This window comes from Nocardia glycosmidis (genome assembly GCF_052545115.1).
Window position 1 is genome coordinate 80,707 of record NZ_JBQWRH010000005.1, and the last position, 15,628, is coordinate 96,334.

General features: G+C 67.8%; 12 protein-coding genes. 6 read left to right on the forward strand and 6 right to left on the reverse strand.

Annotated features, from left to right (window positions below; all coding sequences use genetic code 11):
* Nucleotides 1-3 precede the first annotated feature (3 nt).
* The 3 genes from ACT86A_RS08180 to ACT86A_RS08190 form a co-directional block, all read right to left on the reverse strand.
* The gene (locus tag ACT86A_RS08180; protein WP_445091406.1) at nt 4-465 is read right to left on the reverse strand and encodes an SRPBCC family protein; all 462 of its coding nucleotides are present in this window, start codon (nt 463-465) and stop codon (nt 4-6) included.
* A 136-nt stretch (nt 466-601) separates the two neighbouring features.
* Entirely contained in the window at nt 602-1,786 is a 1,185-nt protein-coding gene (gene lhgD / locus ACT86A_RS08185; RefSeq protein ID WP_445091407.1) for an L-2-hydroxyglutarate dehydrogenase, read from the reverse strand.
* Nucleotides 1,787-2,103: 317 nt separating this feature from the next.
* A complete protein-coding gene (locus ACT86A_RS08190; RefSeq protein ID WP_445091408.1) occupies nt 2,104-2,895 on the reverse strand; it encodes a TIGR03084 family metal-binding protein in 792 nt (263 codons plus the stop codon).
* 317 nt (nt 2,896-3,212) lie between these two features.
* Between ACT86A_RS08190 and lon the strand changes: the two genes are divergently transcribed.
* Entirely contained in the window at nt 3,213-5,549 is a 2,337-nt protein-coding gene (lon, locus tag ACT86A_RS08195) for an endopeptidase La (protein ID WP_445091617.1), read from the forward strand.
* 137 nt (nt 5,550-5,686) lie between these two features.
* On the opposite strand, the gene ACT86A_RS08200 is transcribed toward lon, so the two are convergent.
* Together ACT86A_RS08200 and ACT86A_RS08205 are read right to left on the reverse strand one after the other, a co-directional pair.
* Nucleotides 5,687-6,091 carry a type II toxin-antitoxin system VapC family toxin gene (locus ACT86A_RS08200; protein ID WP_445091409.1) on the reverse strand — a complete coding sequence of 135 codons (405 nt, stop codon included), beginning with the start codon at nt 6,089-6,091 and terminating at the stop codon, nt 5,687-5,689.
* Complete coding sequence (locus ACT86A_RS08205; protein ID WP_445091410.1) at nt 6,088-6,324, reverse strand: FitA-like ribbon-helix-helix domain-containing protein; 237 nt, start codon at nt 6,322-6,324, stop codon at nt 6,088-6,090. Before ACT86A_RS08205 ends, ACT86A_RS08200 begins: the two co-directional genes overlap by 4 nt.
* Nucleotides 6,325-6,471: 147 nt before the next feature.
* On the opposite strand from ACT86A_RS08205, the gene ACT86A_RS08210 reads away from it, so the two are divergent.
* From ACT86A_RS08210 to ACT86A_RS08225, 4 genes are all read left to right on the forward strand, one after another.
* Nucleotides 6,472-6,633: a hypothetical protein gene (locus ACT86A_RS08210; protein ID WP_445091411.1), complete on the forward strand. Its 162-nt coding sequence runs from the start codon at nt 6,472-6,474 to the stop codon at nt 6,631-6,633.
* 9 nt (nt 6,634-6,642) lie between these two features.
* Entirely contained in the window at nt 6,643-7,713 is a 1,071-nt protein-coding gene (locus ACT86A_RS08215) for a DNA polymerase IV (protein ID WP_445091412.1), read from the forward strand.
* A 37-nt stretch (nt 7,714-7,750) separates the two neighbouring features.
* The gene (locus ACT86A_RS08220; protein WP_445091413.1) at nt 7,751-8,746 is read left to right on the forward strand and encodes an oxidoreductase; all 996 of its coding nucleotides are present in this window, start codon (nt 7,751-7,753) and stop codon (nt 8,744-8,746) included.
* Nucleotides 8,747-8,966: 220 nt separating this feature from the next.
* Nucleotides 8,967-10,487, forward strand: coding sequence for an alpha/beta hydrolase (locus tag ACT86A_RS08225; RefSeq protein ID WP_445091414.1), 1,521 nt, complete (start codon nt 8,967-8,969; stop codon nt 10,485-10,487).
* 44 nt (nt 10,488-10,531) lie between these two features.
* On the opposite strand, the gene ACT86A_RS08230 is transcribed toward ACT86A_RS08225, so the two are convergent.
* Nucleotides 10,532-12,412: an ABC transporter ATP-binding protein gene (locus tag ACT86A_RS08230; RefSeq protein ID WP_445091415.1), complete on the reverse strand. Its 1,881-nt coding sequence runs from the start codon at nt 12,410-12,412 to the stop codon at nt 10,532-10,534.
* Between the two features lie 257 nt (nt 12,413-12,669).
* Here ACT86A_RS08230 and ACT86A_RS08235 point away from each other — a divergent pair, with 257 nt between their 5' ends.
* Nucleotides 12,670-15,450 carry an FAD-binding and (Fe-S)-binding domain-containing protein gene (locus tag ACT86A_RS08235; RefSeq protein WP_445091618.1) on the forward strand — a complete coding sequence of 927 codons (2,781 nt, stop codon included), beginning with the start codon at nt 12,670-12,672 and terminating at the stop codon, nt 15,448-15,450.
* Nucleotides 15,451-15,628 lie beyond the last annotated feature (178 nt).

A 15,628-nucleotide genomic window follows, 5' to 3' on the forward strand; every position in this document is an offset into this window, starting at 1 on the left:
ACCCTACGCAATCCGGCCGACAAGATCGGTACCGTGGAATTGCTCTATCTCCATCCGTAATCGGGATTCGGTGCGCCGCAGCGCCGATTTGACCGCGGCGTCCACCAGGCGTCCGACCGGGCGGCGCAGCTGGTCGTATTCCACCTCCGACGTCAGCACCGAACGCCCGTAGCCGAGCGGGTCGAAGCGCAATGTCAGCGTCCCGGACAAGCGTCCACGGAGCGTATATCCGATCACCGCGTTGCGCCGGTATTCGGTGATCTCGCAGGTGGTCGAACTCGGTCGACAGAGTCCGAGGCGGGCGCTGGTCTCGAAGACGGCGCCGAGCCCGCGGTCCACGTCGCCGATCGGTACGAAATCCGTGATGCCGAACATCCACTCCGGTACGAATAGGTGGTTGTCCGTGTAGTTGAAGGCGACCTCGACGGGCGCTCCGACGTCACTCGCGTACTTGATGTGGCCCATAGGCCCTCCCTGTTCACGACTGCCGTCAAAAATACTACAGATCTCCTCTTTATTCGAGAGGTGGCGTGATTTGGTGTGTCGTACTGCCAGATCGCGACCGGGCGGTTGCGCGGGAGTCGGCGCCGTTCGGCGACGCTCAGAGCTGGTCGACGATGTACTCCGCGATCGGCATGGCCGAGGTCGCCGCCGGTGACGGGGCATTGAGCAGGTGAATCGAGCGCTCGGTGCGCTCGATCATGAAGTCGTGCACCAAGGTTCCGTCCCGCAGAACCGCCTGCGCGCGAATACCTGCCTCGCGCGGATGCAGATCGGCGAGCGTCAACTCCGGACAGTAGCGGCGGCACTGGGCCAGGTATCCGCGCTTGAACAGTGAGTTGCGCAGTTCCCGCAGCCCGGTCCGCATATTGGCGCTGGCAACTCGGTGAAATCCGGGAAACCCGAGCACTTCTCGTGCGTCCCGCGCATCGAAGCTGCCCTTGCGATAGCCCTCTCTCGACAATCCGAGCACTGCGTTCGGGCCGACGGTCACCGCGCCATCGATCATGGGGCTCAAATGCACGCCGAGAAAAGGCAACTCGGGATCCGGTATGGGGTATATCAGCGTGCGGACCAGTTCGGCTCGTTCGGGCGGCAGCTGGTAGTACTCGCCCCGGAACGGAACGATGCGAAAGTCCGTGCGCAGCCGGGCTGCTCGCGCCATTCGATCGGACTGCAAGCCCGCGCAGACCACCAAGCGGCGCGCGCTCCAGGCGCCGGTCGGGCCCGCGACGCTCACCGCGTCGGCCGTCTCGGTGAGCGCGGTGATCTCGGCGCCGAGTACGATCTGACCTCCGCCTGCCCGGACTTCCTCGGCCAGCGCTGTCGTCACCCGGGTGAAGTCGATGATCCCGGTGTCGGGCACGAAAAGCGCTCCTACACCGGCGATTTTCGGTTCGCGCCGAGCGAGCTCCGGGGCGTCGATCAGTTCGGCGGCCACCCCATTGGTGATCGACCGTTCGTGCAGCGCGAGCATCCGCGCGTATTCGGCATCGTCGGTCGCCACCAGCAGCTTGCCGCAGACCCGGTATGGAATGTCATGTGCCGCAGCAAAGTCCTTCGTCCACCGCGCGCCGCGGCGGCACAGTGTGGCTTTCAAGCTGTCCGGCGGATAGTAGATACCGGAATGGATGACGCCGCTGTTGTGCCCCGTCTGGTGCGCGGCCAGCTCGGACGCCTTCTCCAGCAGCACCAGTCGCGCGCCGGGGTTGCGCGTGAGGATCTGGTGCGCGGTCGCGACGCCCACGATCCCGCCGCCGATGACGCAGAAGTCGTAGGCGGTCACACCGGTACCTCGCCGAGGTTCGGTTCGGGCCCGAACGCCTCGGTTGCCGTGTCGATGGTTCGCTCGTTTCGCTCGCTCATTGTCGAGCAAGGGTATGCGGTGACTACCGCCTGTCCGGCCGCGGCCGGTGGGCGTTCATGTTTCCGTCATGTTTCTGTCGATACATCAGCGGGTAGATATGCGGGTAGCTGGCGAGCGTCATTCTCGACTGCCACATCGAGCACCCGGCCAACGGCGTCCGGCCGACACGAAAAAGGCGCACCCAAGTGTGGCGCTCGCCCGCTCTCGAATCCTCCGGCGGGCCGGGTGGCGGCGGATCAGGTGAACTGGCCCGCTGACCTTCCTGCGCCCGCCGGCCCCGCGAAAGCCTGTGCGATGGTGAGCCATTCCGTGGCGTCGTCTCCCTGCGCCGCGATCGCCAGGTCGTCCGGATGGCGGCGCTGCGTCACCAGCAGGCAGAAGTCGAGTGCGGGTCCGGTGACGCGCTGCACGGCGTCCTCGGGACCCCACGTCCAGATCGTGCCGTCAGGGGCCGTCAGCTCGACGCGGAATTGCGCCGACGGCGGGGTCTTTCCGTGCCCCGCATAGGCAAAGTCCCTGGTACGCACGCCGATATGGGCCACGGTGCGCAGCCGTGCGGTGGGCGTCCTGCGCACGCCGAGGGCGTCGGCCACGTCCTGCCCGTGCGCCCAGATCTCCATGACGCGGGCGGTGGTCATCGAGGCCGCGCTCATCGGTGGGCCGAACCACGGCAGCTTGACGCCCAGAGGAACCGCGCGCAGCGCCGTGACCAGGGACGCGCGTCCACGCCGCCACCGGTCGAGTAAGTCGGCCGGCGTCGCGGTCGCGGCCTGCTCGGCCGCTTCATCGACGAAAGTGAGCGCACGCGGCCCGGCCTCGGTCACCAGACGCCGGAATTCCTCCGGGTCAGCTGCCGCGATCGTCGCGATCTCATCGGTCCAGGTCAGATGTCCGATCTGATGGGCGATGCTCCAACCGGGTGCCGGGGTTGCGCGCGCCCACTCCGGTGGCGCCAACGGGCTGACGAGTCGTTCCAGATCCGCGCATTCTTCGGTCAAATCGCCGAGCAAGACTTCGAGGTCAGCCATCGGTTTCCTTGCCCTCCCAGACGCATCGCCTCCGGTGCCGTTGGCGATCAGCATCGCAGCGGGGACAGAAGAAGGCAAACATGCTTGTTTTATCTCGACCGGAACGCCGGAGAACGAGACCTCGGTACCGGTCTTCCTTTCGTCGTGGGTGCCGAGGCCGAGAATTCGCCCGCAGCGAACGACCCGAGCTGCGCGGAACAAACGCCATTACCCCCGGGTTGAGTAGGTATCGCTCAACTTTTGGAAGGGTCGAAGACGTGACTACACCACAGAAACTGCCGGTGCTGTTCCTGACCGATCCGATCGTGCTGCCGGGCATGGTCGTGCCCATCGGGCTGGATGAATCCGCGCAGGCCGCGATCGACGCCGCTCGGGCCGCCGACAAAGACGCCGTACTGCTCGCACCTCGGCTGACCGAGGGCTACGCCACCTATGGCGTGGTGGCGACCATCGAACAGGTCGGCCGGATGCGCGGCGGCGCTCCGGCGGCCGTCCTGAAGGCTGAGCGGCGCGCCAAGATCGGGCACGGGGTCACCGGACCGGGCGCCGCGCTGTGGGTCGAGGCCGAACCGGTCGAGACACCCACACCGGACGGCCGGACGAGAGAACTCGCCGCCGAGTACAAGAAACTGGTCGTCTCGGTGCTGCAGCGCCGCGAGGCGTGGCAGATCATCGACACGGTCAACCAGCTGACCGATCCGTCGGCGATCGCCGACACCGCCGGCTACGCGTCCTACCTCACCCTCGAGCAGAAGCGGGAACTACTCGAAACTCCTGATGTGGCCAAGCGGCTGAGCATCCTGATCGAGTGGACCACCGAGCACATCGCCGAGGCCGAGATCACCGAGAAGATCAGCGAAGACGTCCGCGAGGGCATGGAGAAGAGCCAACGCGAGTTCCTGCTGCGCCAGCAGCTCAACGCCATCCGCAAAGAACTCGGCGAGGATGAGCCCGACGGGGCCGACGATTACCGCACCCGCGTCGAGCAGGCCCACCTGCCCGACACCGTGCGCGAGACGGCGCTGCGCGAGGTCGGCAGGCTGGAGCGGGCCGGCGATCAGAGCCCGGAATCCGGCTGGATCCGAACCTGGCTGGACACTGTGCTGGAACTGCCGTGGACGGTGAAAACTACCGACAGCACCGACGTTTCCGCCGCCCGCACCGTCCTCGACGCCGATCACCACGGTTTGGCGGAGGTGAAAGACCGCATGGTCGAATACCTGGCGGTTCGGGCCCGCCGTGCCGCCCGCGGCTTGGAGGTCGTCGGCGGGCGTGGCTCCGGAGCGGTATTGGTGCTGGTCGGCCCGCCCGGTGTGGGCAAGACCTCGCTCGGTGAGTCGGTAGCGCGGGCGTTGGGCCGCAAGTTCGTGCGCGTCGCTCTGGGTGGGGTGCGCGACGAAGCCGAGATTCGCGGTCACCGGCGCACCTACGTGGGCGCACTGCCCGGTCGTATCGTGCGCGCCATGAAGGAGGCCGGTTCGATGAACCCGGTCGTGCTGCTGGACGAGATCGACAAGGTCGGCTCGGATTTCCGGGGCGACCCGGCCGCCGCCCTGCTCGAGGTGCTGGACCCGGCGCAGAACCACACGTTCCGCGACCACTACCTCGATATGGATCTGGACCTGTCCGACGTGCTGTTCATCGCCACGGCGAATGTGATGGAGACCATCCCGGGGCCGCTGCTGGACCGGATGGAGCTGATCACCGTCGACGGCTACACCGAGGACGACAAGGTGGCCATCGCCCGCGACTTCCTGGTGCCGCGGCAACTGGAGCGCAACGCGCTGACCGCCGCCGAGGTGACCGTCACCGAGGAGGCGCTGCGCGAGATCGCGGCCGACTACACCAGGGAAGCCGGGGTGCGGCAGATGGAGCGGCTGATCGCGAAGGCGCTGCGCAAGGCGGCGACTCGGCTGTCGGAGCGTGAAACAGTGCCCGCCGCATCGGGTTACGACCCCGAGCCGAGCCGCTCCCGACGGACCGACGATGTGCTGACGATCGGTCTGGGCGACCTGCAGGACTACCTCGGCCGCCCGCGCTTCACCCCCGACTCGGTGGAACGCACCGCCGTGGCGGGTGTGGCGACCGGCCTCGCCGTGACCGGAGCCGGTGGCGATGTCCTCTATATCGAGGCCAACGCCGCCGAGGGCGAACGCTCGCTGACCCTCACCGGCCAGCTCGGTGACGTCATGAAGGAATCCGCGCAGATCGCACTGACCTATGTGCGGTCGCACCTCGAGGAGATCGGTATCGAGCCCACGGTGCTGGATCGCAATATCCACATCCACTTCCCAGCCGGCGCGGTACCCAAGGACGGCCCGTCCGCGGGCGTCACCATGGTCACTGCGCTGGTTTCGCTGGCTCTGGATCGCCAGGTGCGTTCGGACGTCGGCATGACCGGCGAGGTCACGCTGAACGGCCGGGTGCTGCCGATCGGCGGCGTGAAGCAGAAGCTGCTCGCTGCCCAGCGAGCCGGTTTGCGGACGGTGTTCATCCCGGCGCGCAACGAGCCGGATCTGGACGACGTCCCCGCGGAAGTGCTCGCCGCGCTGGATGTCCGCCCGGTCGCCGACGTGGCCGACATCCTGGCTTACGCCATCGAGCCGGTCGCCGAACCGGCCTTGGATGACCGGGCGTTGGCCGCGACCGCCTGACTGCGCTGCCTCGGTGGGGCTTCAGGCCATACAACGGAGCGCCGCCGGACGCGCGTTCGGATCCTGCGTTGGGTCTACCAACGTTCTGGGCGTGTCCGGCAGTGCCGCGTCACTCGTGGCCTGCGGTTTGTTCGGGATCAAAGCAATGTGACGCGGATGTCCGGTTTGGTCTGTTCGGTGGCTTTGGCGAGCCGGGCATCGAAGGTTATGAGCGGAGCGTCGTGCAGAGCGGCGACCGCCAGGTAGGCCGCGTCATATACCGAGACGTTGTGGCGCATCGCCCAGATCGTATGCAGCAGAGAGACATCGGTTCCTACGTAGACGATCTGCATAGCGGCGAGCGCTCGGAACGCGGCGTCGGCGTCGGCGGCGGTCATGCGATCGCCCAGTACGGCTTTGCGGAGAGTTCGCAGTACGTCCAATGGCATATGTCCGGGAGCCATCCAGTCGTCGTCGGCGAGCATCGCCGCTCGCGCCGTGTCGCCCTGCGTCGAGGGGCTGGACAACGCCATCACCATGACGTTCGCATCAACGACGATCACTCGTCGTCCTCGCGGCCACCACGAATCTCCTCGACGACGTCCTCAGCGCCCATGCCGAGGCTACGGTGCCCGGTCATGGCTTCGAGCAGATGCTTGTTCCGCTCGGCACGCAACTCTCGCTCCAGCAGGGCGCGCAGGTACACCTGAGTGGACTGTCCACGGGCGGCGGCTCGTGCGGCGATAGCGTCGCGCACCTCCTCGGGCACATCCTTGATCTGAATCGCAACGACCATGCCTTCACCATACATGCGAATGTCATGCGCATGTATGGTGTTGTCAGCGAACGGCTGCGTTGCCGCCGCCGATTATCGATCTTTGTCGCATCTCAATAACGCGGAACCGATACTCGGTGATGTAGAGACCGGCGCACATGACGTTGGATGCGGGATCGCAGCCACGGCCTCGCGGCGCTCATCGTGCGCGACGCACCGGCCGCTACGCAGCGGGAGCGCTGGCCAGGCGGCGCCGACGACCTGCGGCTCGGCGGGAACACCCGGCCCATCGCTGCGGAATTCCGGCCGCGTGTCGGAGTAGTGCGGTAAGAACGGCATGTGGCCAGATGGCTGTTGCACGTCGATCTCGATCAGTTCCAGGCGGCGGTGGAGTTCCGCCGTCATCCGGAACTGCGGGGGCTGCCGGTCATCGTCGGCGGCCACGGTGACCCGACCGAACCGCGCAAAGTGGTGACCTGCGCGTCCTACCCGGCGCGAGCGTTCGGAATACGGGCCGGAATGCCGCTGCGCATCGCCCAGCGCAAATGCCCGGACGGTATTTTCCTGCCCCTGGACCTGGCGGCCTACGAGGACGCTTCCGATGAGGTGATGTCGCTGTTGCGGACGTTCCCCGGGCGGGTCGAGGTGTGGGGCTGGGACGAGGCGTTCCTCGCCGCCGACACCGACGACCCCGAGACCCTCGCGCAGCAGATCCGCACCGCGGTCGCCGGCTTGACGCTGACCTGCTCGATCGGCGTCGGCGACAACAAGCTCACCGCCAAACTGGCCACCGGGTTCGCCAAGTCGGCCGGCAAGTCGTCCGCCGAGCCGGTCGCGGACGTGGGCGCCGCCACGGGGGTCTTCCGGCTCACCGCCGCGAACTGGGGCGAGGTGATGGCGCACCGCCCGACCAACGCGCTGTGGGGCATCGGGAATCGGATCGCCGCCCGCCTCGCCGAACTCGGCATTCACACGGTCGGCGAACTGATGGCGGCTGACCGGCATCGGCTCGCCGCCGAGTTCGGTCCGAACACCGGTCCCTACCTCTGGGTGCTCGGACACGGCAAGGGCGACACCGAGGTCACCACGGAACCACGAATTCCCTTGGGCCGCAGCAAATCCGAGACATTTCCGCACGACCTGACCGATCCCGGTGAGATCCGTGCTCAGGTGGCGCGACTGGCCATCGAGGTCGCCGAAGAGATGGCGGCCGCGGGCCGGATCGGCACCCGGGTTTCCGTGACGGTTCGCACCAACACCTTCTACACCCGCAGCAAACAGGAGAAACTGCCCGAGCCGACCATCGATGTCGCGCGGATCGCCGAGACCGCGGTGCGCATCGCCGACCGGTTCGAGCTCGACCGGCCGGTACGTCTGCTCGGTGTCCGCCTGGAACTGCTGCCGCGGTAACGCCCGAACCCGGCCGGACGCTCGTATGCTCGTCGGCATGGAGTTCTGGGCGATGGTGGCGCAGGAATCGGCTAGCGGGATCGTGCTGACCCGGCAGCAGGTGGACGAGGAATTCCTCGGCCGGGGCGACGTGACGATCAAAGTGCACTACTCGAGCGCGAACTACAAGGATGGTTTGGCGATCACCAAGGGTGGTGGCGTGGTCCGCAGCTACCCGATCGTGCCGGGCATAGATCTCGCGGGCGAGGTCGTCGAATCGTCTGTCGACGATTTCGCGCCCGGCGATCCGGTGGTCGCCCACGGCTATGAAATCGGCGTTTCGCACAACGGCGGTTTCGCCGAGTACGCCAGGGTACCCGCGGACTGGCTCGTCAAGCTCGACCAGCTGAGCCCGCGCACGGCCGCGGCGATCGGCACCGCGGGCTTCACCGCGGCATTGAGCGTGCAGGCCCTGCTGGACCGTGGACTCACCCCGGACGACGGCCCGGTGCTGGTCACCGGCGCGACCGGCGGCGTCGGTAGCGTGAGCGTGGACATCCTCTCGCATCTCGGCTTCGAGGTCATCGCCTCGACCGGGAAGGCCGACGCGGCCGATCTGCTCAGCGAACTCGGGGCCAACGAGGTGATCGGCCGCCTGCCGCAGGACCCGACCGCCGAGCTGCGGCCGCTGACCAAAGCGCGCTGGGCCGCAGCGGTGGACAGCGTCGGCGGCACTTCGCTCGCCTACATCCTCAGCGCGATCGGCTACGGCGGCGCGGTCGCGGTCAGCGGCCTCACCGGTGGGTCCGAACTGCCCACCACGGTGCTGCCGTTCATCCTGCGCGGAGTCGCGCTGCTGGGCATAGATTCGGTCAACCTGCCCATCGAGCGGCGTGCCGAGCTGTGGACCAGGCTCGCGAATGAGTTTCGGCCACAGCATCTTTCGACTCTCCAGAGCTACGCGCCGGTCACCGATGCGGAGCGAGTGCTGCGCTCGATCCTGGATGGCGGCCACCGGGGCCGAACGGTTCTGGGTGTCGCGGGCGAATTCTGAGCGCCGACGGCACCCGAGCCATCGCATTGGCCCGCTGCGTGCGTCGAGATTGCCATCCCCGGCCCGTGGACTGGGCGGGGCTCGACGCGCGCCGGAACCGCTGACTTCGACACGCGGCTTTGCCTGAATAGGAATGGATCGCGACCGCTGCGGCCCTGATCCGATACGGTTCACTGCGCAATAATTCCGCGTGTTCGCTCCGGCCGAGAGGCGAAATTTGTTGTCAGCGAAGGTGTTCTGGCGTTCGATTTCGGTACTGACGGCGGCCGTGCTACTGACGGTGCCCGCATACGGCCAGGCCGAGCCGGTCGACGAAGCGGCTCCGATCGGGTTGGACCGGTTCTATCATCAGCGGCTCGAGTGGAAGCCCTGCGATATCGAGAATCTGGACAAGACCGGTGGTGAGTGCGCGAACGTCCTGGTGCCCCTCGACTACGGCAAGCCCGAGGACCGCACGATGACCGTGGCGATTTCGCGGGTGCGGGCCGGTGATCCGGCGCGGCGGCGGGGCATTCTGCTGTCCAATCCGGGCGGCCCGGGTGGGCCGGGTTTGGACAGTGTGGATCTGCTCGGTGACGTGCTGTCGCCAGAGGTGCTGGCGAGCTACGACCTGATCGGCATGGATCCACGGGGAGTCGGCGCGTCCGGCCGGAGTCCGCGGTGCGGGTGGCCGGTCGGCGAGATGATTCGGTCCGCGGGGCTGGATCCGCTGGGGTTCGTCCACGACACGGTGCAGTCCGCGGGCATGGCCGGGTCCTGCCTGATCCGCGATCCGTTCACGATGCGGCAGTTCACCACGCGCAATACCGCACGGGACATCGACGTCGTGCGCTCGGCCCTCGGCGAGCGCACGATCAATTTCTACGGCTTGTCCTACGGCACCTACCTGGGTGCGGTGTTCACACAGATGTTTCCCGAGCGCAGTGATCGGGTCGTGCTCGACAGCGCGATCGACCCGGACCGGTATTGGACCGGCTTGGTACAGGATTGGGGCGCGGCAGACGAGATCGCGCTGGACGACTGGGCCGGATGGGCGGCGGCCCGGGACGACGAATTCCGGCTCGGGGCGACGCCGGAGCAGGTGCGAGCCGAGATCGAGGACCTCGTGCGGTTCGCCGCCCGTCAGCCGATCGTCATCGACGGGTTCGCGATCGATGATCACTGGCTGCCGTTCATCGTGCACGCCCTGCTGACCAACTTCCGGCTCAACGAAGCGTTGGCCGACACCGTGCGCGAGATCGCCGAGGCCGCCGGCGGCCCACCGACGGCATCGCGCACGCCCCGGCTGGGTGCGATCGTGCACGCGTTGCGCGACGACGAGAACTCGGCGCTGGCACAGATCGCCTGCGGCGATGTCGGCGCACCGATCGATCCGACCTGGTACTGGCGCAACATCGAACAGACCCGAGCCACCCAACCGGTGTTCGGCGCGCTGGCCGGCAATATCCAGCCGTGCGCGTTCTGGCCCCGGCCCGTCGAACCTCCGACGGTGGTCCGGAATTCGGTTCCCGCGCTCATCGTGCAGGCTAGCGGCGATCCGCGGACTCCTTACGCGCACGGCGTCCGCCTGCATCAGTATCTGTCCGAGTCGCGGATGGTCACTCTGCAGGACGTTCGTATCCACATGACCTTCCGGCCCGAATTGAGCAGCTGTGTGAACAGTGCGATCAACGCCTACTTCGGTGCGGGAACTCTCCCGTCCACCGACATCACCTGTTACCCGGATCGGTCCGCCCCCTAGCCCGCAACGCTGACCCGGCGCTCGTTGCCGGGTCAGCGGATCGATCAGACCGCGGCGGGCACCGTCTCGTCAGCGAACTGCGTCCGGTACAGCTGCGCGTAGCGGCCGTTGGCGGCCAGCAGCTCAGCGTGCTTGCCGCGCTCCACGATTCGGCCGTCCTCCAGCACCAGGATCTGATCGGCGGCGCGGACGGTGGACAGGCGGTGGGCGATCACCAGCGCGGTCCGGCCGTCCAACGCTTCGGAAAGCGCCTCCTGCACAGCGGCTTCCGAGGTCGAATCCAGCGACGCCGTAGCCTCGTCCAGGATGACGACACGCGGCTGCTTGAGCAGCAGACGCGCGATCGTCAGGCGCTGACGCTCGCCGCCGGAGAGCCGATAGCCGCGCTCGCCGACCACCGTCTCCAGCCCGTCTGGCAATGATATGACCAACTCGCGCAGCCGTGCGCGCTGCAGCGCGTCCCAGAGTTCGTCCTCGGCCGCTTCCGGCCGGGCGAGCAGTAGATTGGCCCGGATGGTGTCGTGGAACAGGTGACCGTCCTGGGTCACGAGTCCGACCGTCTCCCGTAGCGACCGGGTGCTCAGCTCGCGGATATCGGTGCCGTTCAACCGTACTGCGCCGTCGTCGACATCGTAGAGTCGGGAAACCAGCTGGGCGATGGTCGATTTGCCGGCACCCGACGAGCCGACCAGGGCGATCAGCTGGCCCGGCTCGGCGCGCAGCGAGACGCCGTGCAGCACTTCCACCCCGCCGCGGGTATCCAACGTGGCGACGTCTTCGAGCGAGGCCAGCGACACCTTGTCGGCCGCCGGATAGCCGAAGCTCACCGCGTCCAGCTCCACTGAAACCGGGCCCGCCGGAACCGGTTTCGCATCCGGCGCGTCCTCGATCAGCGGTTTCAGGTCGAGCACCTCGAAGACCCGCTCGAAGCTCACCAGCGCGGACATGACTTCCATGCGAGCGCTGGCCAGCGCGGTCAGTGGTGTGTAGAGCCTGGTCAGCAGCAGCGATAGCGACACCACCGCGCCCGCGTCCAATTGCCCGCGGAGTGCGTACCAGCCACCGAGCCCGTACACCAGGGCGATCGCCAGCGCCGACACCAGCGTGAGCGAGGTGACGAACACGGTCTGCAGCATCGCGGTGCGCACGCCGATGTCCCGCACCCGGCGCGCCCGCAGCGCGAATTCATCGGATTCCTGCTCCGGCCGGCCGAACAGTTTGACCAGCGTCGCGCCCGGCGCGGAGAACCGCTCCGTCATCTGGGTGCTCATCGCGGCGTTCAGTTGGGCGGCTTCCCGCTGCAGGTCGGCGAGGCGGTTGCCCATCCGGCGCGCCGGAACCACGAACACCGGCAGCAGCACCAGCGCGAGCAGCGTGATCTGCCACGAAATGCTGACCATCACCCCGAGCGTCAGCGCGAGAGTCACCAGATTGGCCACCACGCCCGACAGTGTGTCGCTGAACGCGCGCTGGGCGCCGATCACGTCGTTGTTCAAGCGACTGACCAGCGCACCGGTCCTGGTCCGGGTGAAGAACGCGACCGGCATCCGCTGCACGTGGTCGAACACGGCGGTGCGCAGGTCGAGGATCAATCCCTCGCCGATCCGCGCCGACATCCACCGAATCGCCAACCCGAGCCCGGCGTCGAACACCGCCAGCACGCCGATCAGCAGCGCGAGCAGGACCACGACCCGCGGCGCCGCACCGCCCACGATGTCGTTGACGACCCGGCCGGCCAGTACCGGCGTGGCCACCGCGAGTATTGCCGACACCACACTGAACAGCAGAAACGCGCCGATCCGGCGGTGCTGCGGCGCGGCGAACCGGATGATGCGCTCGGCGGTGGCCAGCCGGAACGGCCGTTGTTCCCGCGGCGCGTTCGCCCGCCGGTACATCTGGCTCCACGCCACGGACTCGATGCTCACGTTGTTCTCCCTCTCGCTCCCCGACCCATCGAAGACTCGGCCACCGACATTAAGACCTCAACAATGGTTGAGTTCAAGGAGATTTCGCCGCACTGTTTCACTCGTCGCGCGCAGACGGCGAGCTGCTGCGGTGCGGCGGAAACTTCGTCGGTGTCCAGCACATCTCCAGCGACTCGAATCTCGCGCACCTGTGGGTCTTCGTCACCGCCAACCGCTGCGCCCGTACCCCTAGGCTGGGCGATGTGACCGAGAATCGGATGGCGGCACTGCGCGGCAGCATCGCGGGTGAGGTCGACACTTCCGAGCGCCGTCGTGCCGAGTACTCGACGGACGCGTCGAACTATCGCGTTCCGCCGGCTGCGGTCGTCTTCCCGCGTGCCGACGAAGATGTCGCGGTCACCCTGGAATTCGCCCGCGACCATGGCCTGCCGGTGACCGCGCGCGGCGGTGGAACGTCGGTGGCGGGAAACGCGATCGGTCCCGGGCTCGTGCTCGATTTCAGCAGGCACATGAACCGGATCGGGGTCATCGACCCGGTCGCGCGCGTCGTCACGGTGCAGCCGGGCGTGGTGCTCGCGCGGTTGCAGCGCGCGGCCCGTCCGCACGGCCTGCGTTTCGGCCCCGATCCCTCGACCCAGAGTCGCTGCACGCTCGGGGGCATGATCGGCAACAACGCCTGCGGACCGCGAGCCGTCGCCTGGGGCCGCACCGCCGACACCGTGCGCGCATTGCGCATCCTGGATGGCACCGGCACCGAGCGCATGCTGGCCGCGGATTTGTCCGTGGTGCCGGGACTCGCGGAATTCACCAGGGCGCGGCTGGCGGTATTGCGCACCGATCTGGGGCGGTTCGACCGACAGGCGTCCGGTTACGGCTTGGAGCATCTACTACCTGAGCGCGGCGGGTCGGCAGCCAAGGCGTTCGTCGGTAGCGAGGGCACGTGTGGCCTGCTGCTGGATGCCACTGTCGAGTTGGTCGCGCTGCCGCCGGCGACGGTGTTGACGGTCCTCGGCTACCCCGATATCGCCACCGCGGCCGATGACGTGGCCGCGGTGCTGGCATGTGCGCCGATCGCGGTCGAAGGCATCGACGCGCGGCTGGTCGATGTCGTCCGCGCGCAGCGAGGGTTCGTCCCGGACCTGCCGCGTGGCGGCGGATGGCTGTTCGTGGAGACCGCCGGACAGACGCAGGCCGACGCGGTGGCCGTCGCACAGCGGTTGTGCCGGACGGCGGGCGCGCTGGACAGCAGGATCGTCACCGACCCAGGTAGCGCCGCCGCGCTGTGGCAGATCCGTGCCGACGGCGCCGGGCTGGCGGGCCGCACCCCCGATGGGCGGCCGGCTTGGCCCGGCTGGGAGGACGCGGCTGTTCCGCCGGAGCGGCTCGGCGCCTACCTGCGCGATTTCGCCGAGCTGACCCGGGACCACGGCCTGGACGGATTGCTCTACGGCCACATCGGCGACGGCTGCATCCACGTCCGGCTCGATCTCCCGATCGCCGACGCGCCGCGCCGGTTTCGTGCTTTCCTGTTCGACGCGGCGGAGCTGGTCGTCGGTCATGGCGGTTCGCTTTCCGGCGAGCACGGTGACGGCCGGGCCCGCTCGGAGCTGCTGTCGGTGATGTATTCCCGCGCGGCGCTCGATGTCTTCGCCGGGTACAAGGCGCTGTTCGATCCCGACGACATATTGAATCCCGGTGTGCTCGTCGCGCCCCGTCCGGTCGACGCCGACCTTCGGCTCGCCGGACTGCCGCGGGTTCGAAGCTCGGACGGTTACGCCCTCGCGGATGACGACGGCGATATCGGTGTCGCGGTCCATCGGTGCGTCGGCGTCGGCAAATGCCGCGCGGACGGTGAGTTCATGTGTCCGTCCTATCAGGCCACCCGGGATGAGAAGGACAGCACGCGTGGGCGCGCGAGGGTGCTGCAGGAGGTGGTGCGCGGAGCGCTGCCCTGGTCGTCACAGGCCGTCGCGGAATCCCTCGATCTCTGTCTTTCGTGTCGTGCCTGCCGGTCGGATTGCCCGGCGGGGGTCGACATGGCCACCTACAAATCGGAGACGCTGCATCGTCGCTACCGTCGTCGGCTGCGTCCGATCGATCATTACTCGCTGGGCTGGCTGCCTCGCTGGCTGGCCGTCGCGAGTCGGATGCCGCGCCTGGTCAACGCGTTGACCGCTCGCGCCGCGGTGCGTCGCGTCGGCTTACGAGCAGCGGGCGTAGACCCGCGCCGCGCCGTGCCGCGTCTGGCCGAGCGCACGTTCCGCCGGATCTGGCGTGACTTGGACGAAGGCGCCCTGCTCGCCGAGTCGGCGTACGCGCCCGAGGAACCGGCCGGCTCCGGTGCGGTGATGCTATGGATAGATACCTTCACCGATGCCTTCGATCCGCAGATCGCGCTGGCCGCGGCACGGCTGCTGACCGCTCTCGGCTACTGCGTCCGGATTCCCGAACGCCGGGTCTGCTGCGGCCTCACCTGGCTCAGCACAGGGCAGCTCGACGGCGCCCGCGCACGGCTGCGCGCCACCTTGGCCGTACTGGAGGAACACGTCGCCGCGGGCGGCATCGTCGTGGGACTGGAACCGTCCTGCACCGCGGTCTTGCGAGCGGACCTGCCGGAACTACTGCCGGACGACCCGCGGTCGGCCCCGGTCGCCGCCGCGGTGCGCACGCTCGCCGAATTTCTCGCTGAGCAGCCGAACTGGCGCCCACCAGCGCGGACCGGAGTGCCCGTCGTGGTCCAGCCGCATTGTCATCAGCACGCGATACTCGGGTTCGAGCGCGATCGCCAACTATTAGCCAGTATGGGTGTTCACGTGACGGAAAGCACTGGATGCTGCGGCCTGGCCGGAAACTTCGGCATGCAGTCCGGCCATTACGAGATTTCGGTGGCGGTGGCCGAGAACGGTCTGCTGCCCGCGCTGCGCGCCGCGGGCGAGGACGCGATCGTCCTCGCCGACGGCTTTTCCTGTCGCACCCAGACCGCTGCCCTGGCCGGGCGGCAAGGTCGGCATCTCGCGCAATTTCTCTTGGGGCAGTGAGACTTTCGCGTGTCCGCCGAACCGGTCCAGGTGCGCCGCTGTGCTCAGCTGCCGAACGGAAGGGCGCCCGGCGGAATCTGGTAACCCGAGCTACCTGCGGAAACACCGCCCCAGGCGTTGAGCAACCAGTTGAGTACGTTGGTGATCATCGGAAAACCTCCATCATGGCGCTGCCAGC

Excerpts from the sequence above, each read along its gene's own strand:
- lon (WP_445091617.1), top strand. The coding sequence starts at position 3,213 with ATGGTCGTGCCCATCGGGCTGGATGAATCCGCGCAGGCCGCGATCGAC.
- ACT86A_RS08180 (WP_445091406.1), bottom strand. The coding sequence starts at position 465 with ATGGGCCACATCAAGTACGCGAGTGACGTCGGAGCGCCCGTCGAGGTC.
- ACT86A_RS08205 (WP_445091410.1), bottom strand. The coding sequence starts at position 6,324 with ATGGTCGTTGCGATTCAGATCAAGGATGTGCCCGAGGAGGTGCGCGAC.
- ACT86A_RS08210 (WP_445091411.1), top strand. The coding sequence starts at position 6,472 with ATGCGGGATCGCAGCCACGGCCTCGCGGCGCTCATCGTGCGCGACGCA.
- ACT86A_RS08220 (WP_445091413.1), top strand. The coding sequence starts at position 7,751 with ATGGAGTTCTGGGCGATGGTGGCGCAGGAATCGGCTAGCGGGATCGTG.
- ACT86A_RS08190 (WP_445091408.1), bottom strand. The coding sequence starts at position 2,895 with ATGGCTGACCTCGAAGTCTTGCTCGGCGATTTGACCGAAGAATGCGCG.
- ACT86A_RS08235 (WP_445091618.1), top strand. The coding sequence starts at position 12,670 with ATGGCGGCACTGCGCGGCAGCATCGCGGGTGAGGTCGACACTTCCGAG.